Origin of the sequence: Acetobacter pasteurianus, assembly GCF_009914215.2 — a bacterium.
Taxonomy (GTDB): Bacteria; Pseudomonadota; Alphaproteobacteria; order Acetobacterales; family Acetobacteraceae; genus Acetobacter; species Acetobacter pasteurianus.
On record NZ_CP039846.2, the window covers coordinates 673291 to 696458 of the forward strand.

Here is a 23168-nt window from a genome sequence, read left to right on the forward strand (position 1 = left end):
CTGCGGTGTGGCAAACTTCTTGCAAACTTCTCTCTGGCACCACAGCAGCAGCCATGACACAATACGCACCACACTGGCATGGGGCCGGTATGCGTAAACCCTGCGGAACAGGTGGAGAATAACGGGCGGGTCATGATCGACAGGTTCAGTTCTTCCCGCCATCCTGCCAGACAGGAACCCCGGCTGCTGCCTGATAGCGGCACCCGTGCTGCGGAAAACACCGCCAGCTCCCGCACATCCCAACCCGATACGGAAGATGTGCGCGCACGCCTTTTTCCCGCAGCACCCGTACCGCGCACGCGGGGCGTGAATGTTCGGGGCACGTCCACCCCGCTTATCCGCAAGGAAATATACGCAGACCCCACACTGGGCCCTGTGCTTACGGCCTCTTTTCTAGCGCATGTGCTGCTACTGGCTGCCCTGCTGTATCAGGCCACGCACCATAAGCCCCAAGGCTCCCCCGATGCCGCGCAACAGGCCGCCGGGGTGGAAATGGTGTTCTCTCAACCGCAGGCCTCCAGCGGCATGGTGGGCGCGCAATCCCCCGATGCCGGGGGCGGGAACGAGGCCAAGCACGCCGCCCAGACCAGTGATGAACCCCCAACCCCGGCAGATGCCGAACCCACGCCCACACCCCCGGCAGAGGAGGCGCCCTCCGCCCCCATTCTGCCGCCATCTGATGATGGGCTGCCCAAGCCGGTGGAAAACAAGACAGAAACCAAGCCATCGCACCCGGTTACGGGCCACAAGCCCAAAGCGCCGCAGCCTGCGCGGCCCACGCCGCATGCCAAACCCACGCCCCGGCCCAGCCACCACAAGCCTTCCCCGCTGGACCACCCCATGGATATGTCCTTTAACGAGGCCCCAGCCCCGCGCCGCAAGCAGCGTGGCCGCCCCGGTGGTTCCAGCGCCCCGATTGACCTTTCCATTGGCCCGATGGTGGAAAATGGTGAGCTGAACGCCCACTACGCATCCCGCACCACAGTGCATGGTGTGAGCAGTGATTACGCGGCAGAAATTGATGAATGGATCCAGCGCCACCTGTACTATCCGCCAGAGGCGGCAGAACGGGGGGATGAAGGCCCATCCTCCGTGCATGTTATTCTGGATCGCACGGGGCATGTGTTCAAAGTGTTCCTTACCAGCGGGTCTGGCTCTTCCGATCTGGATTCCGCAACAATAGGCATGTTCCACGGGGCGCAACTGCCGCCCGTGCCGCCGGATATGAAAGACAAGTTCATCAACTTTGATGTGACGGTGAACTACATGCTCATCCGCAACTAACGCGACCCACAAAAAAATGGGGCACCGGCTTGCACTCTGGCAGCCGATGCCCCGTTTTTTATGTGCAAAGCAGGTTTTTTTTTAAACCACCCTGCTTTTACACCTTGGATTCAGGCACTTTTGGCAAGTTGTTCTTCTGGCGTATTTGATGCCAGATAAGGGCCCGCTGCCAGCACCTGCACGCTTAGCATCCGTATGCCAGATGTTGGGCGTGCGTTCAGATCCAGCGTGGCGTTGCCGTTGGTCCAGCGGGCTGTGCCGTTCTGTTCCAGCGCGTACCAGCCGGGAAGTGCTCCATTTTGCAAATGCGTTGAAACTTCTTGCACATTTCGGGCATCTCGCAGGGTTATCTGCCCCACAGCCACACCCAACTGGCGGCGGTCATCTACAAACGGGCCTTCCACATCACACGGGCGGCTGGTGCGGGAGACAATCTGCACGTTTTGCACATTGGCTGGCAGCATAAAGGTGTAATGCCCATCCTGCGTCTTTATGGCCCGGATACGCTTGCCCGTGTTGGTGTGCAGGCAGATATCGGGGTTTGTCAGCAACGCACGCTGCGCAACCTGTGCAGGGGCGTGCCCTGCTGCTGTGTGCCTGTTTGCAATTTGCTCAAACAAAGGCTGCACAAACTCTTTTTGCGTGCACAAAGGGGCTGCGGCATCTACAGACCAATCACGCGCTTTGCCACCAATGCTGGCCACCACCACGCCATTACTGCGGAAGCTGGCACGGTTGCCCGTATCCAAATAGCTTTCGCTCAACATACCATCGGCCATGATAACGGCATGTTCGGGCGTTTCTACATGGTAATAGGTGTAGGATGTAAAGGTGCGATCATAAAAAATGCTGCTACCATTTACCAACATACGCACTGGTACAAAGCGGCCATCAAAATACAGGCAGTGTTCAGGCGTTACCAGCATATCCTTGTAGGGCACGCCATCTGCAATGGCATCCTTTACAATGCGCACGGGGTATCCGGCCTCATCATCCGGCAGGCTGGAGTTGACTGTTGCCTGTGCGTGGCCTGCCCATACAATTTCTGTGGGTTCTGCTGCGCCATTTTTATAAGCCAGCACGGTATCACCCACGTGCAGGTCTTCCACCGCTACATCCCCCTTGGGGGTGCGTATCATGCTGCCAGCCAGATAGCAGATAAGAATGCCGCCTGTGCCATCCGGGTTGGAAGTGTTTGTCCATTCCTTGGGAATATACCATGTCAGCCCGAACGGGTTGCCAGAAATCTTGATGCTTGGGCCAAGCGACACGTCAATAATGTTAGCAATATTCAGATCCAGCCCCACCGTGGTGGTGTTGGTTATCGGATCATAATATCCCCACACGTTAGAAGAATCGGGAAAATCCACCGTAAAGTTTTTGGGGATGGTGCTGGTTGAGTTGCCGTTTGAATCCACAAACGTCACCACGTTGGAAAGCACACCCACGCCAACACCAGCGCTATCCACTTTAATGTTGCCGCCATCTGGCCCAACATTGATGGAGCTGAGCACGTTGGCGGCAATAACGCTTCCTGCCAGTTCCAGCGTGCCACCATCTACCGTAATGTTTTTAATGGCCCCAACAGAGGCCAAGCCACCACCGGCTACAACTGTGGCATCATTTTCTACCACAATGCGGCTGAGCGCCTGCACGTCGGCCAGGTTGCTCAGGTTCACCACCACGGGGTCTCCCGCTGGGGTGTTGGCATCCCGCGTGACCAGAATGTTGCCGGTTACGTTAAGGTTAATCAGATCCTCAACCGAGTAATCTATTACCCTATCAAACAGTAGATTGATGGCCATGGCACGTGGAATCCTTATTGGATAAATACAACCTCCGTTAATAATTTATTAAGTATTAACGGGCGGTGACCTCATTTTTATTTTGATTTTATTTATAAATAGTAAACGTTTTAAAAAAATTTACGTCCATGCCATGCAAATGCCACATACACGTAGGCGCACCGCCACCCGCGCTACGCTCAAGGCAGGTTTGATCACGAAAAACTGAAGCTGCATCCCGCCATGTTTACGGGCTATCCTACAGGCAATGCTTTCGTGCAGGGCGGCTTCTTCCCTGCAAGTCAGAACATAAGGCTCCTGCCAGAAGGAACAGTACTGCATGCCCCGTTCAGAGAATTCGCAAATCCCCACAGATATCCCCACCATCCGCGTGGTGGCCATGCCCACAGATACCAACCCGGCGGGAGACGTGTTTGGCGGGTGGATTGTTTCTCAGATGGATCTTGCAGCCGGCACCACGGCGGCTTTTCGGGCCAACGGGCGGTGTGCCACCATTGCCATTAACAGCCTTGTTTTTATGGAACCCGTGATGGTGGGGGATGAGGTCAGCATTTACACCCGCATTATTCGCGCGGGCCGTACGTCGCTTACCATTCATGTTGAAACATGGCGCCGCGCCCGCCACACGCATCTGACATCCAAGGTAACGGAAGGTGAATTTATTTTTGTGGCGCTGGATGAAAACCGCCGCCCCCGCCAGTTGCCACCCGCGCAGCCGGGTGATGAACTGCCAGAAATTGTGCCCCCCACAGCACGCTAACCACCGCGCGGCAGCTTTATAAGCCCCTGCCGCGTTATGCCCCGGCAGCCAGAGCACACCTTGGGTGTTATCTGGCTTGTTGGGGTTTTTTCAGCTTTTCACGCCAAGGCCGGATGGTCTAGAAATCCGGCCATCAGGTTTTTTCATGCCTTGGCTCTGGCGCAAACCCGGCCTGCACGGCATATAAACCACGCATACGCGTAAAAAAGGCAGGAAAGGGAGGCCCGGGCTTATGAAACACTGGCAGATCGACCAACTGCCTTGGGATCAGTTTGATCCCTCTAAAGTAGATCCGCAACTGGTGCCTGCCATCAAGGCGGCCTCGGTAGTGGAACGCAACAGCGTGGATTACGCGCTTTACCTGAACAACGTGTTCCGTGATGACCCGGACTTTAGAGAAGCCGCAGACCACTGGGCCATAGAAGAAGTACAGCACGGTGATGCGCTGGGCCGCTGGGCCATGCTGGCAGACCCCACGTGGGATTACCATGCCGCCTTCCAGCGTTACCGGGACTTTTACCAGATTCCGCTGGAAGTGGAGCAATCTGTCCGTGGTTCCCGCACGGGGGAACTGATTGCCCGATGTATGGTGGAAACAGGCACGTCCTCCTTTTATTCCGCACTGGCCGATGCCACGGAAGAACCAGTGCTCAAGGCCCTGTGCAAGCAGATTGCGGCGGATGAGTTCCGCCACTTCAAACTGTTTTATGACCACATGAACCGCTACCTGAAGCGCGAAAACATTGGCACGCTGCAACGCGCACGCATTGCCCTGGGCCGCGTAACGGAAAGCGAGGATGACGAGCTGGCATCCGCCTACTACACCACGAACGACCCCGCAAACATACCGTATGACCACACGCGTTGCATTGCGGCGTATATGTCCCGCGCCATGAAGAACTATCAGCCCCAGCACCTGCGGCGCGTGGCCAACATGGTGTTCAAGACCATTGGCGTTAACCCACACGGCAAATGGCAGAGCGCTGTGTTCTGGATTGCAGAAAAACTGTTCTTCAGCCGCCAGCGCAAGTTTGCGCGCATTGCGGGCATAAGCTAGCGGCCCTTCTCCTTCTTACTATGGCGGCGTAAGCTCGCTTCCGTCAAAACAGACGGAGATTTACATCTGATGTTTACGCATATTGTCGTGGGCAGTAACGATATTGCCCGCTCCAAAAAATTCTACGATGCCATTTTTGAAGCCATGGATATTCCCCCTTCAGAAATTCACCCCAATGGCCGTCTGGTTTATGCCAAGCAGGGCCAGCGCTTTGTGGTGACCAAGCCGCTGGATGGCAAACCCGCCACCCCGGCCAACGGTGGCACCATCGGGCTGGAAGCTGCCTCCCCCGCCATGGCCGATGCATGGCACAAGGCTGGTGTTGCCAATGGCGGACAGGCCATTGAAAACCCGCCCGGCGTGCGCCAGACCGGCGTTGGCCCGCTGTATCTGGCCTACCTGCGGGACCCGGACGGCAACAAGCTGTGCATTGGCTGCAAGGTTCCGGCCTAAGCCCTAACAGGTTGCGTTTAACCTTGGCGGAACACTCTTTTCCGCCGGGGCTTAAATAAAAAAAAGCTGCGTTCCCTTTTGTGGGCCGCAGCTTTTTTTGTGTCTGATTCGAATGGAGGCAACCAGCTTACACTTCTTCTTCCGTGTTGGTCTGGGCCACCAGAATGGCGTGGGAGTTCATGCGCGATGCCAGCATGTGCCCTACCGCCACCGCCCCAACAGAAAGCGTAACAGACAGCACCACGTTCACCAGCGCACGGCCCCAGCCCCCAACGCGAATAAGGTCCAGCGTTTGCAGGCTGAAGGAGGAAAACGTGGTGTATCCGCCGCATATGCCCAGCATGACAAACAGCCGCGTGGTTTCCGATACCGGATACCGGCCAGATGCCAGCGTAAGCGTGCCAAAAAAGCCGATAACAAAAGAGCCCACCATGTTCACACCAATAATGGTGCCCCACGGAATATACCGGCTGATGGGGGCAGTAAGAACAGAAACAAAATAGCGCGCCAGTGTGCCCAGCGCGCCCCCGAGCATAACGATCAGACAGGAATAGAAAGACATAAAGGAAACCTTACTCCGCCATTGTGCGATCCACCGCCAAACCGGCAGAGGCCTGGCAGGTGGGCATCATTTCCACATGGTTGATGTTTACATGTGCAGGCAGGCTTAAAACCCATGCCACCGTCTGGGCAATATCTTCGGGCAAAAGCGGGTGCGTGCCTTTGTAAACATCCTCGGCCTTGGTGGCATCTCCCAACCGCACCTGGCTGAACTCACTGCCGCCGCACAGGCCGGGGGCAATGGTGGTGGCGCGCACCTGCTTGCCCAGCAGATCGCTGCGCAAATTGCGCATGAACTGCTCAACAAACGCCTTGGATGCCCCATACACGTTGGAACCGGGGTACGGATATGTGCCTGCCGTGCTGCCAAGGGCCACAACATGCCCCCAGTTACGCGTCACCATGCCGGGCAGCAGCGCGCGCGTAATTTCCACCATGCCGGTTACGTTGGTGGCTATCATGCGCTGCCAGTCTTGCAGGTTGGTTTCCCACGCTTTTTCCAGCCCCAGCGCCAGCCCGGCGTTATTCACCAGCACGTCTACCTCCTGCCAGCCTGCGGGCAAGCTTTGCGGCAGGGCAGCAAGAGCGGGGGCGTCTGTCATATCCAGTTTAAACGGCAGGATCTCACCCTTGGCTTGGGCGGCCAGTTCCTCCAGCCTTTCCTGCCTGCGGCCTGTGGCAATAACGCGGTAGCCCTGCTGGGCCAGAAGCAGCGCAATGGCATGCCCAAATCCGGCGGTGGCACCCGTTACCAAAACTGTTTGTGGTTGCTTGCGTGTCATACCCATAGCCCTTTTTTGTGCATGAAACGGGGCGAGCCCCAAAGCAGGAAAGCCGCAGCAATGGGCGTGCGCCATGCTTCCCGCAGTGCCTGCAACTGTAGGGCAAGGCGGGGCAAGTTTCAAAACACCATCTTGGGTGGTGGTTTTATGGGGGTGTGGGCGTGCTCAGCCTGGCTTGGGCATCCTGCAAGATCTGGCGCTCTGGCGTGTGCAGCATGTCTGCCAAGGTGCGGCTATCCAGCACCGCCATAAACGCATCCAGCGCCTCACCCAACGCGCCGCGCAAATGGCACGCGCGGGAGAGCAGACATTCCGTGCTGCCCGGCACACCGGGGGAAGGCGACATGCAGCTTACCAGCGCCATATCATCTTCCGTATGGCGCACCACATCGCCAATACAGATATCCTGCGGCGCACGGCCCAGCATGAGCCCACCGCCCCGGCCGCGCAGTGTATCTACAAACCCGCCCCGGCCCAGATGATGAATGATCTTGACCAAGTGATTTTCTGAAATGCCATACACCCGCGCAATCTCCTTAATGGAAACGCGGCGGTTGGTGTGCACGGCCAGATAAAGCAACGTGCGCAGGGCATAATCTGTGTGCAGTGTCAGACGCATGGGGCCTTTTACACCATGATGGGCTGATATGCCCATTCATCTCTTTAAGATACCTTAAAAACACATCTTAACTAACGGCCAAAAACCCTATCTGTTCACCGCAACCAGAGGCCCCAATGCCCCATCAGCCCGATATCCGCATCCGCCGTGTGTATGAAGATGCCCAGCCAGATGATGGCGCCCGCGTGCTGGTGGACAGGCTGTGGCCACGCGGCATCAGCAAGGAGCGTGCCGCCCTCACCCTATGGCTAAAGGACATTGCCCCTTCCACCGCCCTGCGCCAGTGGTTTGCGCATGACCCCGCAAAGTGGGAAGGCTTTTGCCAACGCTACACGGCAGAGCTGAACGCCAACCCGCATGCCGTGCACCAACTGAAAGATCTGGCCCGCAAAGGCCGCATCACCCTGCTATTTGGCGCGCGCGATGTGGCACATAACGAGGCCGTGGTGCTGGCCGCCTACATGGCTGCCCATCTGCCCCACCGCACATAAAAAAAACCCGCACACCCAAGGCTGGAGAACAAAGCGGGAAACGCGGGAAAACACTATAGGCACGCTGCCTTCCACAAAACTATCCACAGGCTTTTCCCACATTCTCTCCCCGTTTTCTGTGGATAAGATTTATGACAAAGCAGGAGAACAAACGTTCAGAATCGGCTGTTTTCTGGGATTTTTAGGGATTCGTTTTATGACAAGCGGAGAATCAGCTTGACCTGAAAAAAACATGACGAGTCGGGCTTGCCACGATTCATCCACAGGCCATCCACACAATTTACCCAACGCCCCACCGGTTATAAACAGGTGGTAACACAAGCTATTGCGCAGCCCCCTGTGCACTGGCACAAGATGAGGCCCATTGCGCCCCCGCGCCCTTTATACAGGCCCAGTAGAAGAACAAAGGAGCATACGCCAGCGCATGCAGTTTATTCTTACTTTTTCCTGCCCGGACCAGCCCGGCATTGTTGCGGCTGTTACATCCGTTCTGGCAGAGCGAGGTGCGGACATAACCGAAACCCACCAGTTCAGCAACCGGGAATCTGGCACTTTGTTCATGCGGCTGGCCTTTAATGCGCCCGCGCCGGGTGGTCTGGCAGAAATAAATGATGTTCTGGCCCCCGTGGCCAAACACTTTGGCATGAACATGCGCCTGCATGATGCCGCCGTGCTGCCGCGCATTATCATCATGGTGTCCCGCTTTGATCATGCGCTGCTCAACCTGCTGTATCAGGTGCGTGTGGGCTGGCTTAAGGCGGATATTGTGGCCATTGTTTCCAACCACACAGATAGCGCCGCCACGGCAGAACAGGCGGGCATTCCCTATTACTGCTGGCCCGTAAACAAGCAGAACAAGGCCGAGCAGGAAGACAAGCTGCGCGCCCTTATAAAGGAAACAAAGGCTGATTTAGTGGTGCTGGCCCGCTACATGCAGGTGCTTTCGGATTCGCTCAGCGCAGAATTAAGTGGCCGGGTCATCAACATCCACCATTCCTTCCTGCCCTCCTTCAAGGGGGCCAAGCCGTATCATCAGGCATATGCGCGTGGTGTGAAGCTGATTGGCGCCACCGCCCATTACGTGACGGCGGATCTGGATGAAGGCCCGATTATCGAGCAGGAAACCGCGCGGGTTACGCACAACCTCTCGGTGGAAGATTACATTGCCACCGGCCGAGGTGTGGAATCGCAAGTGCTGGCGCGGGCGGTGAAGATGCATGTTGAGCATCGGGTTATGATCAACGGCCACCGCACTGTGGTGTTTGCCTAAAACACCCAAGGCTGCCGCCCCATTGCGGGCGGTTTGGCTTTTGCAGCCATAAAAAAAGGCGCTCCAGATGGAGCGCCTTTTTCCGTATGCAGCCCGTAAGGGCCACATGCAGCAAGATTAGTTGCTGCTGTTGTTGTCGCCACCGTGTTCACCACCCGGGCCGCCATGTTCGCCACCGGGGCCACCATGTTCGCCACCGAAGTTGCCCTGCTGGCCACGATCACCGCGTTCACCACCCTGCTGGCCACGGTCGCCACGGTCGCCACGGTCGCCGCGGTCACCACGGTTTTCGTCACCACGGCCGTTCTGGTTGTCACCGTTTTCGTTGTGCTTGTGTTCGTGCTTGTGATGGTGGCTTTCTGCATGAGAAGCAACCGGCATAGCAACACCCAGAGCAGCAAGCAGGAAAAGAGCTTTTTTCATCGTTAACAATACTTTCGTTCAATGCGTTGGCACCGCACTGAGGCAGTGCGTGTCGAAAATGAAGCTAGGAAAGAATTGAGACAAAATAAAGGCTGGCAGACATACATTATGTTAATTTGATTTATGCCCTGCGTTGCATCTCACTCATGCCGCCTGCCCTTGCCCCTTTATATATGTGTTTGAAAGCAGGAACGTAATTCTGCCACAAGCGTATGTGAAAAACAGACGTATTGAAGCATAGAGGTTTGACATGAAATTCCGTTATCTTGCAGCCGCTGCCATGATGGGTGTGATGTGTGCATCCGCCCCCCTTCATGCCGAACCACAGTTTAACGGCCCCGGTGGCCGTGGTGGCCCACAGGGCGGCCCCAACGGTGGCCCCGGTGGTGGTGCCATGCACGGTGGCCAGCGTGGTGGCCCCGGCCCAGCCATGCACAACGCCAACCGAGGCGGCCGTGGTGGCCCCGCACGCGGTGGTGACAACTTTGACATGAACCGCACATGGCGCAAGGGAGACCGCTACGATGGCCCGCGCAACAGCCGCTGGGTTATTAACAACTGGCAGAGCCAGCGCGGCCTGTATGCCCCGCCATCTGGCTATTACTGGATGCGCTATGGCAACCAGTTCCTGCTAACATCCCTTACCACGGGCATTATTGCCGGTGTTGTAAGTGCTACCATTGGGGCTGTTGCCACCCCCGCAACCCCCACCTATGCCGCACCAACCTACGCAGCACCGGGCTACGCTGCCCCCGGTTATGCAGCACCCGGATACGCCGCACCCGGCGGTTACTAAAAACTACCGTATATAACGCAGGATATTATCAGAACGTATTTTACAATCTGGCAATATCCTGCACATGCAAAAGGCCGCTGCCCTGTTTACCGGGGCGCGGCTTTTTTCTTTTTTAGCGTGTTTTTTTACAGGGCGCGTGCCGCCACACCGCGCCACTGCCGCCAGCCCTGCACGGCAAGGCCAATAAAGGCGGCGTAAAGCACGGCGGTTACAAACAGCCTGCGTTGCACAAACAGCAGCGCATACAAAACATCCACTACAATCCACAGCACCCAGCAGGCGCGGTAGCGCTTGGCTGTCCATATCTGGCCCAACACGCTGTACGCGCTCAGCCCGGCATCGGAAAGGGGCATGGGGTCATCCGTTATGGCGCGCAGGGCCAGCCCCAATGCCAAACCGACTACGGCTGTTATGCCGGTATCTCGCAACAGGGTTTGCGCCGTTGTGGTGGCAATACGCACCTGCCCGCTTTCTTCCACACCGCGCAGCCAGCACCACAATCCGTACAGCGCCAAAGCTGCAAACACGGCCTGCAAAGCGGCATCTGCGTATAAATGATCCTGCGCAAACACTGCGCCATACAGCACCGATGCCAAAAGCATAACCGGCCAGCACCACACCGTTCTGCGCCCCGTAAGCCACACGCCCAAAGCGCTGGTAATGGCCGCCAGCCATTCCAGCCCGGACACTACGCCTGCTCCGCCAGCAAGGCAGGCAAACGGGCCAGAAGTTCCTGCCCCTCCTGCGCCTGCGCAAACCACCGGGCATGGCCAAGCAGATACTCGGTATAGGCCACCTCGGCCGAGGCTTGATCTTGCAGAAGTGTTCCAAAATATGCTGTTTCAGACAGCGCAAATTCCACATGCACCAATGGCAGAAACGCCACCACCAGCGCACGCTCCGCCGCACTTAAAGGCCGAATGTGCTGATACCCCGCCACAAACGCGGCAAGCTGGTCCCACACCACCAAATCCGGGGCCTTCTGCGCTGTTGCGCTACAGCTTGGCAAAGCCAGCCAATCCACCATGGCGCGCTCTATGGCCACGGCCACATCAAACGCGGCGCAGGTGCGGTCTGCCATGCCAAAATCCAGCACGGTAACAGGTGTGTTTGCATGCCAGAACAGGTTGGAAGGGTGCCAGTCTCCATGCCCCCAAGCGGGTTTTATGCTGGGCAATAACGGGCGCAGATGGTCATGAAACGGCAGAACATCCCGCGCCACATCCTGCTGCCACGGGCGGTTGGTCAGTGCCGCCACCAACCCCGGCTGCCGCGCCACCCACTGTTGCAGTGCAGTTGTAAAATCTGCTTGCCCCACCACGCACATGCTGGAAACAAGCGGCACCACCGGGGCGGTTTTACCCGCTACATATGCGCTGCGTTCCGGGGCTGTGTAATCCGCCGCGGCCTTGTGCAGTTGCGCCAGCGCTGCCCCCGCCGCATGGGCCTGCGCGGTGGAGAAATAGGGCTTCCAGGACATCACATCCCGGTAGATATCTTCCCCCTTGGCGGGTAGGAAAACCTCGTACGTCCAGTTGCCAAGTTCCAGCGCGGTGTGCCCGTTACGCAAGGGCAATGCGGGGCATACGGGCAGCCCCTTGCTGGCCAGATGGCGGATAAAGGCGTGTTCCTGCTCCAGCATGCTCGCACTTCGCAATGCACGCGCATGGCGTTTGAGCACGCAGCTTGTCGCCCGCACTGTCTGCCCGCCTACGTTGGCATCAGCAGAAACCTCCCCCGCAAGTTGCACCACGCAGGCGGCAGAAAACGGGCGCATGCTGTGCCACACAACATCCCGCGCTGGCGGCATGTTGGCAAAATGTGCGAGCACAGCACAAACTTCATCAAGCGTCAGGCAGGGCCAGTCCCGCTTTTCCTGCACACCGTTTACGCCAAACTGAGCCGTGTTCTGGGGGGAAATATCTGCCACGCCTAAAACCCGGTGGAGGCTGTAAACAATGCCGCAAACCCGCCGCCAATGTAATAGTCCGGGGCCTGCCCGGCTATGGTGGTGCCGTAGCGGCCCTGCGTGTCATGCGCGTTCATGGTGGGGTCTGCCACGCCGGAAAGGTAATGCTGGTTGGTGATGTTAATAAAGTTCATGCGGAACTCCGGCCGATGCAGCACGGACACATCATTCATCCGGTACCCCAGCGCCAGATTGCCCGTAACATGGCTGGGCATGCGCTCATCATTCATGAACGTTGCATATTGGTGGCCGGTGTATTTTACGGTCATCACGCCAAAAAAGTGCCCGTCATCATATGTCAGGCCCGCGGCGGCCTGTAGCGTGGGGCTGCGTACGGCGCGCTTGCCGCGTGTGGGCAGCAGGTCTCCGCCCGAATACAGGTCATTATCAATGGTGGCGTGCAGATATTCGCCCGAAAGATATGGGCTGATGTGGTGCCACGGGCGCAAACCTATTTCCACATCCACCCCGCGAGATGTCTGCCCGCCTGCATTAATGGTAGAATCCACCGGGGCGCCATTTATCATGGCTAACGTGGCAATCTGGCGGTTTGTGAAGTTATAGTTAAATAACGTCAGGCTGCCCACAACGCGGCTGCCTGCATAGCGGTAGCCCAGTTCCTCCGCTATGGAGTATTCGTTTTTCAGGCTGGATGTGCCTTTTTGCGTTACCGCACCAGATGTGGGGTCATACGCATCATACAAGGCGGGTTCTGCCGGGGTGCGGAAGTTGGTAGTGGCATTGAAAAACACCTGATGTTCCGGCGTAATCTGAAAACGCACGCCAAAGCGTGGCAGGGGCACGGCGGTGTTCATGTTGGCGTGGTAGGGCGCGCCCGGCACGGCGTTCGTGCCTATGCGTGAGAACATCACTTCCTTAAAACCTGCTGTCAGCAACAGTCGATCATGCAAAAGGGAAACCCGATCCCCCACAAACAGCGCATTGGTTTGCGAGATGGTGTGGTTGCTGGCCCCCAGCAGCATGTTGCCATCTGCCAGCGTAATGGGCCGCCCGCCCCATATGCTGCCCGCATTGCCGCTGCCATTTACGGCGGCAAAGGTTTCGCGCTCGGTGTCATCACCGTAATCATACCAGTAGCCCAGCACCAGATCATTCACGCCGCGCTTCCATTCCAGCGCAGATGTAAAGCCGGAGCGAAAGCTGCGCTGTGTGTAATCTGCCCGCACCGTGCTGTAGCCATCTGCCGTTACGGGCAGGTCCAGCACATCGGGCACAGCCTGCGTGCCGTTATACAGGCCGGATGTAGGCAACTGCGTGCCGCCTGCGGCATTGCCATACGCACCTTGTGCATAGGGTGTAACATGCAGGCTTAGCCCCTCCGCCAATGTAAACTGCAAGGGTGCGGCCAGATACAGCGTGCGCTCCGGCTGGCGGGAAAGCCGCCAGTAGTCCGAACCACCGTAATCATCATCAGCATGGAAGTGCCTGTCCAGATTATTGGGGCCGCCTATGCCGTACGTGCGCCAGTCATCCTTGCTCACCTGCGGGTAGTAGCTGTCCACCGCCTGGTTCCAAGATCCTAACAGCCCCGCGCTGTTGCCTTGGCCCCATGTTTTCTCCAGCTTGAAATCAACATGCTGGCGCTCATCCCGCCCGGCACCGCGCCAGTTATCCGTGGCACCGTGAGAATACGATACAAAGCCCCGCAGGCCGGTATTGTGCCCGATCTCGCCTGTATCCAGCCGCAGGAACTCGCGGTTGGTATCGTAAGAGCCATAGGAGGCACTGAACTGCCCGCCCGCCTTTTCTGCCGGTGTGCGAAAACGCAGCTTCATCAGCCCGCCAGCGGCGTTCATCACCGGGCTGTCCAGATCGGGAGATCCCTGTTGCAGGGCAATGCTTTCGTAATTCTCGCTATCTGCAAACTGGCTGGGGTAACCGGTATAATAGGCAATATCGTTCAGCGGCATGCCTTCCAGCACGTAGCCTATGGCATCTCCATTCATGCCGCGCACGCTGATATTGGTTTGCGGAGAAAACCCGAACGGGTCTGACCCACTTACATTCGCGCCCGGTAATTGAGACACCAGCTCAAACGCCGTAGCGGTGGGGGATTGCAGGCGGATGTATTCCTGCCCCACCACGCTTTGGGCCTGTGGTTCGGATTGCGGGTGTATCAGCCCGCCCCCGGCACTGGCATGCAGCGGGTTGGCACGTACAATCACCACCTGCGGGCGGGCAGAAGCCTGCACCGGCGCGCCCGGCACTTTGGGGGCTATGGGTGCTGCATGTGCCGTTGCGGGTGCTGCCGTATGCTGGGCGGCTTTTTGCCCTGTAGGTGGTGCAGAAACAGCCTGCGCCCACGCAGCCCCAACCGGCCACGCCATGCCAGAAAGCAGCGTGCCAGAGGCCAGCGCACAGGCCATCCACCACCGTTGGCGGCAGCAACAGCGCCGCACTTTGGGGGCCGCACACCAGCACACCTCACGTTGTATTAAGGCGGACATCTGGCTTTATCCTTCTGCCGCACCAAGGCGCACCTGCCGCACCACGCGCTCCATTGTTAACCCCTGCACTAAAATAGTGAACACAACCACCGCATAACACACTGCAAGCAGCACATCACGCATAGGCCCGTGTTCCAGGCTTAACGCAAGGGCTATGGAAATACCGCCACGCAGGCCGCCCCATGTCATAATGGCCAAAACGCGCCAGCGTTGTGAATCCCGCAAATACACCGGCAGCATGGCCAGCAGCACGCTTAACGCCCGCACGGTAATGGAAAGCGGAATGGCCAGAACAGCCGCCAGCAATACCGGCACACGTATGGGCACGCTAAGCACGTAAAACCCTATCAGCACAAACAAGCAGGCGTTCAGCACCTCATCCACCATCATCCAGAAATTGCGGATTTCACGCTGCCCGTGCTGGCTGAGCGCCCCCAAGGCGCGGGGCATGCCCAAGGCCAAACCCGCCGTAACGGCTGCCACAGGGCCAGAAACTTCCAGCATTTTGGCAAGGCTGTACACCCCGCTGGCAAGGGAGATGGAAATAAGCAGTTCAAGATGCGCATCTGTTACCAGCCGGATGCACCATACCGCCAAACACCCGCACAAAAAGCCCAGCAGCAGGCCGCCGCCGACCTCCTGCACCATCTGCCACACCAAATCCCCCAGCGGGCCAATGGTGCCAGCCTCTGCCAGTTGCACCGCCACGGCAAACACCACAACGCCCACGCCATCGTTAAACAGGCTTTCCCCCGCAAAAATGGCCTGTACTCTGGGCGGCAGCCCCAAACGGCGCAACATGCCCACAACAGAAACCGGATCTGTTGGGGCCAGAATAGCCCCCAGCACCACGCACCACGGCAGGGAAACCGCAAGCCCCACCAGCGGAAACGCCATCCACATACCCGCGGCAAACAGGGCCACGGCCAGCATTGTGCCCAAAAGTGCCAGTGCCAGAATGGAAAAACGGTTCTGCCACAGCTCGCGCTGATCTACCGATTGCGCGCCCGCAAACAGCAGGAATGATAAAGCCCCATCCAGCAGGGTGGCGGGCAGGTTTATGCTATCCAGCACCGCGCGGGCGGCATCCATGCGGGGCATGGGCACGGCCTGCTCCAGAAAAAGCAAAATCGTGGCCACCCCCAAAGCCTGTGCCGTAATGCCAATGGTGGTGGGCAGGTGCAGGTAGCGGTGGTTGATAATGGCAAAAGCTGTTGCCAGTGTGATCACAATGGCAAACAGCGCCAGCGGATTGAAAAAAGGCGGCATGAGCGGTTTCCAGTCTGATCAGACAGGCTGATGACGAATGCAAACCAGAAAACCGCAAAACCGGATGCCAGATCAGGCGTTATTCTGCGGCTGCCCGGCCTCATCCATATTCACGATCGTCTGATCCGAAATGGAAACGTCTGTCAGTTCAGGACGTTGCAAGGCTTCGTTGGCAGAACGCGCCAAACCGGCTGTCTTGTCCTTCAGGTCTGCCAGTTCTTCACGCACATCGCCCAGAATTTCCAGCAGGGCCTGATGGTCTTCCGCCGCGCGCCGGTCTGCCCCACGGCTGAGCACCGCGTTGCCCACCATCAGCGCGGGCAGTGCCACAAGCTGGATACAGTTGCTGATATATAGCAGCGTGTTCTGCCACTGGGGCACAACCGCTGGCACCAGAGAGAACAGGAAAAACACATACACGCACCAGATACTGCCGAACATGATTGTCATTTTAACAGCCACGTTCTCGTTAAATCTGTTCACCAATGAATCGGCAGGTTTCTGTTGTTTGGGTTTCATTTCTATACCTTTTGCCTCAAATACCCGCCTTGCTGGCAGGCCATCTCTTTGGGCAAAACTGTATCACAGCGCTGTGGGCTTGTCCGCCTGCGGGCAGCAGGGCTGGCTCCCACCCCCATGCTTCAGGCCAGCAGATAGGGCTGGCCCGTGGGGGTGGTGATAACCCCTTGCGGGGCCAACAGCGCGTTGGGCGGTATGGGCGTGCCATCGGCCAAAGTGGGTACCTGTGGCGGCAGCGTGGCGGCACTTTCTGCACTGATGTAAAGCTGCACGCTTGCCGTAACACTACGCCCCTGCACGGTATGCAGCACCATTTGCACTGTCTGCACCGTATCTGGCGGGCCGCTGCCCAAAAACACGCAGGCCATGCCTTGAATAATGGTGACCCACAGCACCGCCAGATCCGTATCCTGCCCGGTGGCGGTGGGCACGCTGGCTGTAACACTGGCCAATGTATCGCCCGTGCCTTCCAGCCATGCGGCGGGGGTGAGCGTATAATCCAGCGCATCTGCACTGCTGCGCGCAGGCCATGCCTGCACCACCTGCTCTGCCAGTTGGCCACGCAGGCACAGGCCGGGGGTTATCATAACCGGCAGCACGCGGGCGCTAGCGGGTTGCCACCCCGGCGCCAGCACGGCCCCTTCTGGCAAAAGGGCGCACGCCGTGCTGGCAGTATTGCAAGAACATGTCATGATTTTTTACCTTGGACCAATAGCTGTTACCCACACCGTAATGGGGGTGGAAACCGCGCCATCGTGGTCATCCACCACGTAGCGCACACCCACAGCGCCAATGCCTGTGGCGGTGGGGGGCTGTTCTGGCATGGCAAGTGTCATGCGTTGTTCATACTGCGTGCACTGCAACTGCACGGATGTAGGCACCCCCGCAAAAGCCTGCGGAAAGGTAATGCTCTCTCCATCCTGAATACTTACGGAAAAGGACTGGATGCGCTGCCCGTATGGCAGGTTGATGACGCGCCCATCCTGCGTGGCAAAATCGGCCTGATACGTGCCCAGCCCCACATAACTGCCCGCAGGCTGAAACACGCCGTTGGCCCAGCCCTGCGTGGCCACCACCGCACCATCTGGCATATGGATGGAACCATCCTGACGGAACTGCCATTCATGCCACCCACCTGCGGCATCTGTAAGCTGCACGCTGGCAAAAGCGTATTGCTCAAACGCATCACGCAGGCAGAACAGCGCCTTCATGGTGGCGCTATACCCCAAGCGGGAAATAAACTGCGGCCCCCACGGAATATCACCCGCCTGCGGTGCGCCATTGCTGCCGCTGCCGCCCCATGTGCCGGTGCTATCGTAATAGCCATTGCTAATCTTGCCGCCTGTGAGCGGAAAAAAGCTTTGCGCGGCTTGGGCGGATGTCAGCAACCCGTTGAACAGGTTTGTCCACGCTGCCCCCTGCGCGCCGGGGGTGGAAAGGTTGTTATCCTGCCCGGAAACCCAGAACGTGCCCCCAACGCTGCCCGCCACCACGGCCCCGGCGGGGTAGCCGCCAATGGCGGCGGCAAAGCTGGCATCAAACGGGCCAACATAACCTGTTTGCAAAACCTGTATGGCGGCAGAAAGTGTTTTTAAAAACCCGTTCATATCTGCCCCACGCGGGGGCACGCCACCGGCTGCGCGTTCTGTAAAGGTTTCGGGCGGAAAGCCCAACGCCATGCTGGCCGAGCCATCGCCCGCCGTGGTTTGCGCTGCGGGAATATCCGCACAGTTGGCCGCTGTGGCAGAGGCCGCAATGGGCGTTGTAAACCGCCCGGAAATATCTTCTTGTTTCATAAGTGTTTCAGCCCCTGATGCTGTAGGAAACCGCAACCCCGGCAGGGCGCGGCAGCACGCCGGCGTTTTCGATAATGGAAACCTGCACATCTGTTGGCACAAAGCCAAAGGCGTAGGTCATGCTCATGTTGGTGTTATCTTCCACCCATGCATCGCCCTGCCCGGCAAACAGCGTGCGCAAGATAGCGTTGAGCGAAAGCACGGAACAATCTGTAATATTGGCCAGCGCCTTGGCATAAATAAGCTGCCGAAACCCGGCATCGGACAGGCTGCAATTTGTAAAATCACCCACCACAACACGGCCCGCATACCACGGGGCAGTGTTAAAGCCCTGCTCTGTCAGATCATTGGCCTCGGCAAAGCCTAAATACTGGCCAGATGCCATGCGCAACACGCGCGATACCCCAACAATGCGGCCCCATACATCCAGCCCGTAGCCTTGGGCTGTTTCTATGTTCCATATGCTGGCAAACCAGTTTTCTATATTTTGTGCAGGATCAAAACACTGGTTCCAGCCTTCCAGCAGCGCGTTCAGGCTGGGCGAGCACGCATATTGCGAAAGCACCGTTTGCCCTACATTCTGCATCAGGCAAACTCCACGGTAATATCGGCCAGTTCCAGCGTGAAAATCTGGTTGATATCGGCCTGCGCCGTAACACCCGTGGGGCTGGCTGCCGTGCCTACCCGAATATCCACCACCTGCGCCCAACTGCCCACCGCCGCCACGCAGGCGTAAAACCGGCTGGCATACAGCGTGCCGCCAATGCCCACACGGGCCGAGCCATCCTGCCCCAAAAAGCACGCCAGCACCGCCTGCTGCACGGCAGATGTTGCCGTATTGGGCACGCCAGAACCTGCTGCCAGCGTAAGCACCACATAAAGCGGCGTGGGCTGCGCACGCTCAAACGCCACCGTATAACTGGGCGGTGTGGTGTAGGTGCCGGATGTATCCGTTACCGTTACATGGGTGCTGCCAGTATAGGCACAGCCGGGCGGCTTTTTGCGCAAAATGGCCAAGGCTACATCGGCATCCGTGCCGCCATTTACGCACACATACAGGCTATAGGGCGCGAGAGTTATGCCGCCTTGCGTAACCGCAACATTGCTGCTGTTATCTGCAACATACGCATCTGTTACGCCATCCACCGCCTGCACGGCGGCCAGAATGGCGGCCAATGGCCCCACGGAATTTACCGCCACGGCGGCCTGCCTGCGGGCTTCAAACGCCGCGCGGCCTTCTACCTCGCGCCCCGTTACCCCCGCCACGGCGTTGCTCACGCCAGACCACCCGGCAACAGACTGGCACAGCCGCACGCTGCCCGCCGGGCAGGATACCTCCCCCACCGTGGTGCAGGAAAACGTGCCAGCACCTGTGCCGGTGGTATCCAGCATAATGGCGGCATCTGCCGCGTAGGTGTTGCCTGCGGCATCTGCCACCAAGGCTCCTTGCGGAATAACCGTGCCTTCCACCCCCGTACATTGGCATGTTACCACCGTGGGCGTGGCGGGTTTGCGCTCCATAAAGTAAATGCGGCCAATGGCATCCTGCATCCGGCCAGAAGCCCGCGCAGGGTCCACCCCGTTAAATACGGCCAGCATCTGATCATACGCATCGCCCAAAATGGCGGTAAGCGATGTGGCCAACTGCCCCTGTGGGGTGGATAGGTCTGTATTCAGCGTATTGCCAAAAGCGGCGTTGATATCTGCCAGAACACCGGCCAGCATGTCTGCCTCCTGCGGCAGCACAAAGCCGGTATCATCCAGCGTGGGCGCGGGCACGGATGTAGTGCCTGCGGCAAGTGAGGTTTCAGAAACTGGCAAGGGTTGTGCTTCCGTTTTCCAATGTCAGATAAATCTGGCCGCTGAGTTTGCGGTCTGCCCCAAGGCTGGCCAGCACACAGGTGGCGCGCGCCACGTTGGGTACGGCAAGGGCGGCCTGCGCCACATCGGCCCGAAACAAAGCCGCAGACTGGTTGCGCCCCAAAACACCCGCCAGATAGGGCAGGCCAAGGGCCGTGTTGTACCAGCACTCCCCCTTAAACACGCGCACCGCGCTGGAAACATCCTGCGCGGTAGCATAAGGCACATCCGCCACGGCAATATTGCCCTGCGCATCCACGGCCAGATCCCACGTTGCGCGGTCTAGCAACAAGGTTTTCATATGTGCTTCTCCTAACCCTGCGGGGTGCTGGTGCTGCCACTGCCGGGCATAACCCCGCCATGCACATGCGATGTAAGAGACACACCACCGGCCTGCACATCCTGCCCCACATTCAGGCTGCCGCTTATGCTGGCATCTCCTGAAATCTTGAGTGATTTTGCAGATATTTCCACCGTTCCGGGTGTGTGTATCACCACCCCATCGGGCGTAAACTGAATGTACTGGCTGGGGGCCGCGTTTAAAAACCCGCCCAGATACAGCGCATCCGCCATGCTATTATGGCGAAAGCTGGCGGGCGGTGCGGCAGCACGGGCGGTTTTAACGTTCAGGATATCCCGGTCTGCCATCACGGCCAGCCCGATATCTCCCACTGCCGGGTCCAGCACCACAGCGCTGCTGCCGCCCTGAAGCCGAAAATACGGCACGTTATACAAAACCCCATGCGGCGTGGTCTGGCCTGCGGCATCTTGCTGGTGCACCATGGGCTGCACATCCACAAACCCCACGGGGGCCAAACCTGCGCCCGAAACCGCGCACACCTTAACCGGTATGGCGGTGCGTACCTCCACCAACATGCGGCGCATAACCGCCACCAATGCGTTGTAATCCGATGCCGCAGCACCCGCCCTGTCAAACACCGCCTGCCCCGATGTAGGCATGTTGGGCGGAAAGCCGGATGCAAAACTGTTTTGATACGTCATGAATTTTCTGCCTCCACAGCCTGCGCCACCACATGGGTAAACCACGGGCCATCTGGCATTTGTGCGCTTAAACTGTGCCGAAGCTGCAAAACCTGCCACAGCCCCGTGCCACCCCCACCGGGCTGATACTGGCTTTGCAATGCCAGCACGCTGCCATAGCTGATACGCGGGTTAAACAGCATGTTCAGCGCCACCCCACCGGCAGACCATGTGGGATACCCCACCAGCCCCGTGCTGGCTGAAACCGCAATGGCGGCAGATGTTTCCACCGTTGCGTTAGCCCCGCCCGTTCTGGCAGGCCATGCCGCCAAACGCCCCCGGCCCAATGCGGCCTGAAAGGGCTGTGTGTTCCAACACTGGCTGATCTGCTGCCCCGCCGTGCCATAAAAATACGGATCATGCAGCACGGTGTTCAGGCCGTTATTTTCAAAATTCAGCCCGGCCTGTGCGGCAATACGCGCCAACACCTGCGCCAGTGGCACAGCACCCTTAAACCCGGTGGGCGCGGCAGGCAGTGCGTTTGGCAGAACTGTAGAAAACGCCTGCACCACAAAGGCAACATCGGGTGCTGCGCTGTAATCTGCAAAAGCCAGCGTAACCCCGCCCTGAAACACAAGGGCCTGCGCGCCAGAAGTACCATCTGGCACCATCAGCAGCACCTCGCTGGCACTCTGGCTGGTGGGGGCCGGCGCGCTCAGGCTCAGGCGGTTCATCAAATCCGGGGGTAGGCCGGTTATGCGTATCTGCGCGGTTTCTCCCGTTGGGTATGGGGCCTGCATGATATCCGCCTGCACCTGCAAGCCAGAAAGGGTAACCGTATCCACCCCATCCGCCGCACCAAACACGCCATTGAGCAGCCGGAACATGACCTCCACATCCCGCGTTGCCCAATCTGGCGTTTTTGTAGTTTGTGTGCCGCTCATGCGGGCCAACCTGTGCGCCAGAGCAACACATAGCGCGTGCCAAGCCCTGTGCTTTGCGGGTCTTGCGTGCCTTGGGTATCCATAAATGCCAGATCACCCGGCAGGCCGGTAGCGGCAGTGCGCGCCAGCCATGTGCGGTCCTGGCACAGCACGCCAGAAAGCACGCGCGTGCCTGCACACCAGATATCTGCATACAAGCCGGTGGACCGCTGGCGCAGGGCTATCTGAAGTGTCTGTTCTGCCAGTGTGATCTTAAACATTTGTGCAGGCACAGCACTTATAGGCACCTGCACCAGTGTGGTATCTGCGCTGCTCATGCAATCTCTCCGGCATCTGCCGTGCTGGTTGTGGCATAGGCCATGCCGCCGCACTGTATCTGCTGGCCCTGCGGCATGCGTGTGCTGGCAAACTGTGTGCTTCCGGTTATGCGCACTTCCTGCAAGGCAATTTCTACAACCGGCATGGTAATGCCCTGCCGGGCCTCCCGCATCCAACGGTGGCCGATAATGTTCACGCTATCGTATTTCTTTTCCGGGGTTATCACGGCATACAGGTTTGTATCGGCCTCCAATGCCTCCAGCGTGGCAAAAAAGCCTGCACGCACATACAGCGCACCCACCTGCCCGGCCCCGGCCAGAACATCCAACGCAAGGCTGGTGGCGTTGGCATCTTCCATCCCGGCTTCAGACCCATCGCACACCATCACAATCCGATGCTGCCGAGACATGCGCACCTTGCTGTAAGATAAAAATGCCCCTTCCTCCAGTGGAGCTTCTGCAATGCGCCAAGCCGTTTGCATATCGACAGAAAGCACATGGGCAGATGTTAAAACCCGCTGCCCGTCCTGCGTAAAAATACCCCACTGGCTGGCAGCCTGCGTAATTTGCAGATCATCCAGAAAACTCCCCACCGTAACAGAGGCCGAAGCCTGCACCCCGGCAGAAACAGATTGCCCCATAAGGGCAGGCACCCCCGCCGCCACAGGAATATTCCACACAGATGGCAGGCTGACTGGCAACATGGGCATGAAACAGAACTCTTTACTGAACAGGAAACAGGTT

The 23168-nt window shown here is 58.3% G+C and carries 27 protein-coding genes; 7 read left to right on the plus strand and 20 right to left on the minus strand.

What is annotated here, in order from left to right:
- The first annotated feature begins 78 nt into the window (after positions 1–78).
- Positions 79–1284 (plus strand): TonB family protein, encoded by a 1206-nt coding sequence (locus tag FCN51_RS16535; RefSeq protein ID WP_012812558.1) that lies wholly within the window; start codon positions 79–81, stop codon positions 1282–1284.
- Between the two features lie 110 nt (positions 1285–1394).
- Here FCN51_RS16535 and FCN51_RS16540 read toward each other — a convergent pair whose 3' ends face one another.
- Entirely contained in the window at positions 1395–3089 is a 1695-nt protein-coding gene (locus FCN51_RS16540; RefSeq protein WP_160256377.1) for a Hint domain-containing protein, read from the minus strand.
- 120 nt (positions 3090–3209) lie between these two features.
- Positions 3210–3410, minus strand: coding sequence for a hypothetical protein (locus FCN51_RS16545; protein ID WP_012812556.1), 201 nt, complete (start codon positions 3408–3410; stop codon positions 3210–3212).
- Between FCN51_RS16545 and FCN51_RS16550 the strand changes: the two genes are divergently transcribed.
- The 3 genes from FCN51_RS16550 (at position 3409) to FCN51_RS16560 (ending at position 5359) form a co-directional block, all read left to right on the plus strand.
- Positions 3409–3849, plus strand: coding sequence for an acyl-CoA thioesterase (locus FCN51_RS16550; RefSeq protein WP_003627010.1), 441 nt, complete (start codon positions 3409–3411; stop codon positions 3847–3849). The two genes, FCN51_RS16545 and FCN51_RS16550, sit on opposite strands and share 2 nt — an antisense overlap.
- A gap of 232 nt (positions 3850–4081) precedes the next feature.
- Positions 4082–4906 (plus strand): ferritin-like domain-containing protein, encoded by an 825-nt coding sequence (locus FCN51_RS16555; RefSeq protein WP_003627012.1) that lies wholly within the window; start codon positions 4082–4084, stop codon positions 4904–4906.
- Positions 4907–4975: 69 nt separating this feature from the next.
- A complete protein-coding gene (locus tag FCN51_RS16560; RefSeq protein WP_003627013.1) occupies positions 4976–5359 on the plus strand; it encodes a VOC family protein in 384 nt (127 codons plus the stop codon).
- Between the two features lie 127 nt (positions 5360–5486).
- On the opposite strand, the gene crcB is transcribed toward FCN51_RS16560, so the two are convergent.
- From crcB to FCN51_RS16575, 3 genes are all read right to left on the minus strand, one after another.
- Positions 5487–5921 (minus strand): fluoride efflux transporter CrcB, encoded by a 435-nt coding sequence (gene crcB / locus FCN51_RS16565; RefSeq protein WP_003627014.1) that lies wholly within the window; start codon positions 5919–5921, stop codon positions 5487–5489.
- A 10-nt stretch (positions 5922–5931) separates the two neighbouring features.
- Complete coding sequence (locus FCN51_RS16570; protein WP_160256378.1) at positions 5932–6708, minus strand: SDR family NAD(P)-dependent oxidoreductase; 777 nt, start codon at positions 6706–6708, stop codon at positions 5932–5934.
- Between the two features lie 139 nt (positions 6709–6847).
- On the minus strand, positions 6848–7357 hold the full coding sequence (locus FCN51_RS16575; RefSeq protein ID WP_160256379.1) for an RrF2 family transcriptional regulator: 510 nt from the start codon (positions 7355–7357) through the stop codon (positions 6848–6850).
- Positions 7358–7437: 80 nt separating this feature from the next.
- Between FCN51_RS16575 and FCN51_RS16580 the strand changes: the two genes are divergently transcribed.
- On the plus strand, positions 7438–7812 hold the full coding sequence (locus FCN51_RS16580; protein WP_160256380.1) for a DUF488 domain-containing protein: 375 nt from the start codon (positions 7438–7440) through the stop codon (positions 7810–7812).
- Positions 7813–8176: 364 nt separating this feature from the next.
- Positions 8177–9082, plus strand: a complete 906-nt coding sequence (purU, locus tag FCN51_RS16585; RefSeq protein WP_003627019.1) for a formyltetrahydrofolate deformylase — start codon at positions 8177–8179, stop codon at positions 9080–9082.
- A gap of 117 nt (positions 9083–9199) precedes the next feature.
- Here purU and FCN51_RS16590 read toward each other — a convergent pair whose 3' ends face one another.
- Positions 9200–9505 (minus strand): hypothetical protein, encoded by a 306-nt coding sequence (locus tag FCN51_RS16590; protein ID WP_012812551.1) that lies wholly within the window; start codon positions 9503–9505, stop codon positions 9200–9202.
- Between the two features lie 250 nt (positions 9506–9755).
- On the opposite strand from FCN51_RS16590, the gene FCN51_RS16595 reads away from it, so the two are divergent.
- Positions 9756–10301 (plus strand): RcnB family protein, encoded by a 546-nt coding sequence (locus tag FCN51_RS16595; RefSeq protein ID WP_124295089.1) that lies wholly within the window; start codon positions 9756–9758, stop codon positions 10299–10301.
- A gap of 125 nt (positions 10302–10426) precedes the next feature.
- Here FCN51_RS16595 and pnuC read toward each other — a convergent pair whose 3' ends face one another.
- The 14 genes from pnuC to FCN51_RS16665 form a co-directional block, all read right to left on the minus strand.
- A complete protein-coding gene (pnuC, locus tag FCN51_RS16600) occupies positions 10427–10990 on the minus strand; it encodes a nicotinamide riboside transporter PnuC (protein WP_160256381.1) in 564 nt (187 codons plus the stop codon).
- Positions 10990–12231 carry a phosphotransferase enzyme family protein gene (locus tag FCN51_RS16605; RefSeq protein ID WP_160256382.1) on the minus strand — a complete coding sequence of 414 codons (1242 nt, stop codon included), beginning with the start codon at positions 12229–12231 and terminating at the stop codon, positions 10990–10992. The genes pnuC and FCN51_RS16605 overlap by 1 nt, the downstream gene beginning before the upstream one ends.
- Positions 12232–12233: 2 nt before the next feature.
- A complete protein-coding gene (locus tag FCN51_RS16610) occupies positions 12234–14738 on the minus strand; it encodes a TonB-dependent receptor (protein WP_201762596.1) in 2505 nt (834 codons plus the stop codon).
- A gap of 6 nt (positions 14739–14744) precedes the next feature.
- Positions 14745–16007: a cation:proton antiporter gene (locus tag FCN51_RS16615; RefSeq protein WP_003625401.1), complete on the minus strand. Its 1263-nt coding sequence runs from the start codon at positions 16005–16007 to the stop codon at positions 14745–14747.
- A 72-nt stretch (positions 16008–16079) separates the two neighbouring features.
- Positions 16080–16526, minus strand: coding sequence for a hypothetical protein (locus FCN51_RS16620; protein WP_003625399.1), 447 nt, complete (start codon positions 16524–16526; stop codon positions 16080–16082).
- A 122-nt stretch (positions 16527–16648) separates the two neighbouring features.
- Positions 16649–17218 (minus strand): phage fiber-tail adaptor protein, encoded by a 570-nt coding sequence (locus FCN51_RS16625; protein ID WP_160256383.1) that lies wholly within the window; start codon positions 17216–17218, stop codon positions 16649–16651.
- A 6-nt stretch (positions 17219–17224) separates the two neighbouring features.
- Positions 17225–18322, minus strand: coding sequence for a phage tail protein (locus tag FCN51_RS16630; RefSeq protein ID WP_160256384.1), 1098 nt, complete (start codon positions 18320–18322; stop codon positions 17225–17227).
- A gap of 7 nt (positions 18323–18329) precedes the next feature.
- Positions 18330–18908 carry a DUF2612 domain-containing protein gene (locus FCN51_RS16635; RefSeq protein WP_012812544.1) on the minus strand — a complete coding sequence of 193 codons (579 nt, stop codon included), beginning with the start codon at positions 18906–18908 and terminating at the stop codon, positions 18330–18332.
- The gene (locus FCN51_RS16640; protein ID WP_201762618.1) at positions 18908–20101 is read right to left on the minus strand and encodes a baseplate J/gp47 family protein; all 1194 of its coding nucleotides are present in this window, start codon (positions 20099–20101) and stop codon (positions 18908–18910) included. Before FCN51_RS16640 ends, FCN51_RS16635 begins: the two co-directional genes overlap by 1 nt.
- 28 nt (positions 20102–20129) lie before the next feature.
- Positions 20130–20483: a hypothetical protein gene (locus FCN51_RS16645; RefSeq protein ID WP_160256386.1), complete on the minus strand. Its 354-nt coding sequence runs from the start codon at positions 20481–20483 to the stop codon at positions 20130–20132.
- An 11-nt stretch (positions 20484–20494) separates the two neighbouring features.
- A complete protein-coding gene (locus FCN51_RS16650; RefSeq protein WP_160256387.1) occupies positions 20495–21184 on the minus strand; it encodes a Gp138 family membrane-puncturing spike protein in 690 nt (229 codons plus the stop codon).
- A complete protein-coding gene (locus FCN51_RS16655; RefSeq protein ID WP_160256388.1) occupies positions 21181–22107 on the minus strand; it encodes a baseplate hub protein in 927 nt (308 codons plus the stop codon). The genes FCN51_RS16650 and FCN51_RS16655 overlap by 4 nt, the downstream gene beginning before the upstream one ends.
- The gene (locus tag FCN51_RS16660; protein WP_160256389.1) at positions 22104–22424 is read right to left on the minus strand and encodes a phage baseplate plug family protein; all 321 of its coding nucleotides are present in this window, start codon (positions 22422–22424) and stop codon (positions 22104–22106) included. Before FCN51_RS16660 ends, FCN51_RS16655 begins: the two co-directional genes overlap by 4 nt.
- Positions 22421–23134 (minus strand): hypothetical protein, encoded by a 714-nt coding sequence (locus FCN51_RS16665; protein ID WP_160256390.1) that lies wholly within the window; start codon positions 23132–23134, stop codon positions 22421–22423. Before FCN51_RS16665 ends, FCN51_RS16660 begins: the two co-directional genes overlap by 4 nt.
- Positions 23135–23168 lie beyond the last annotated feature (34 nt).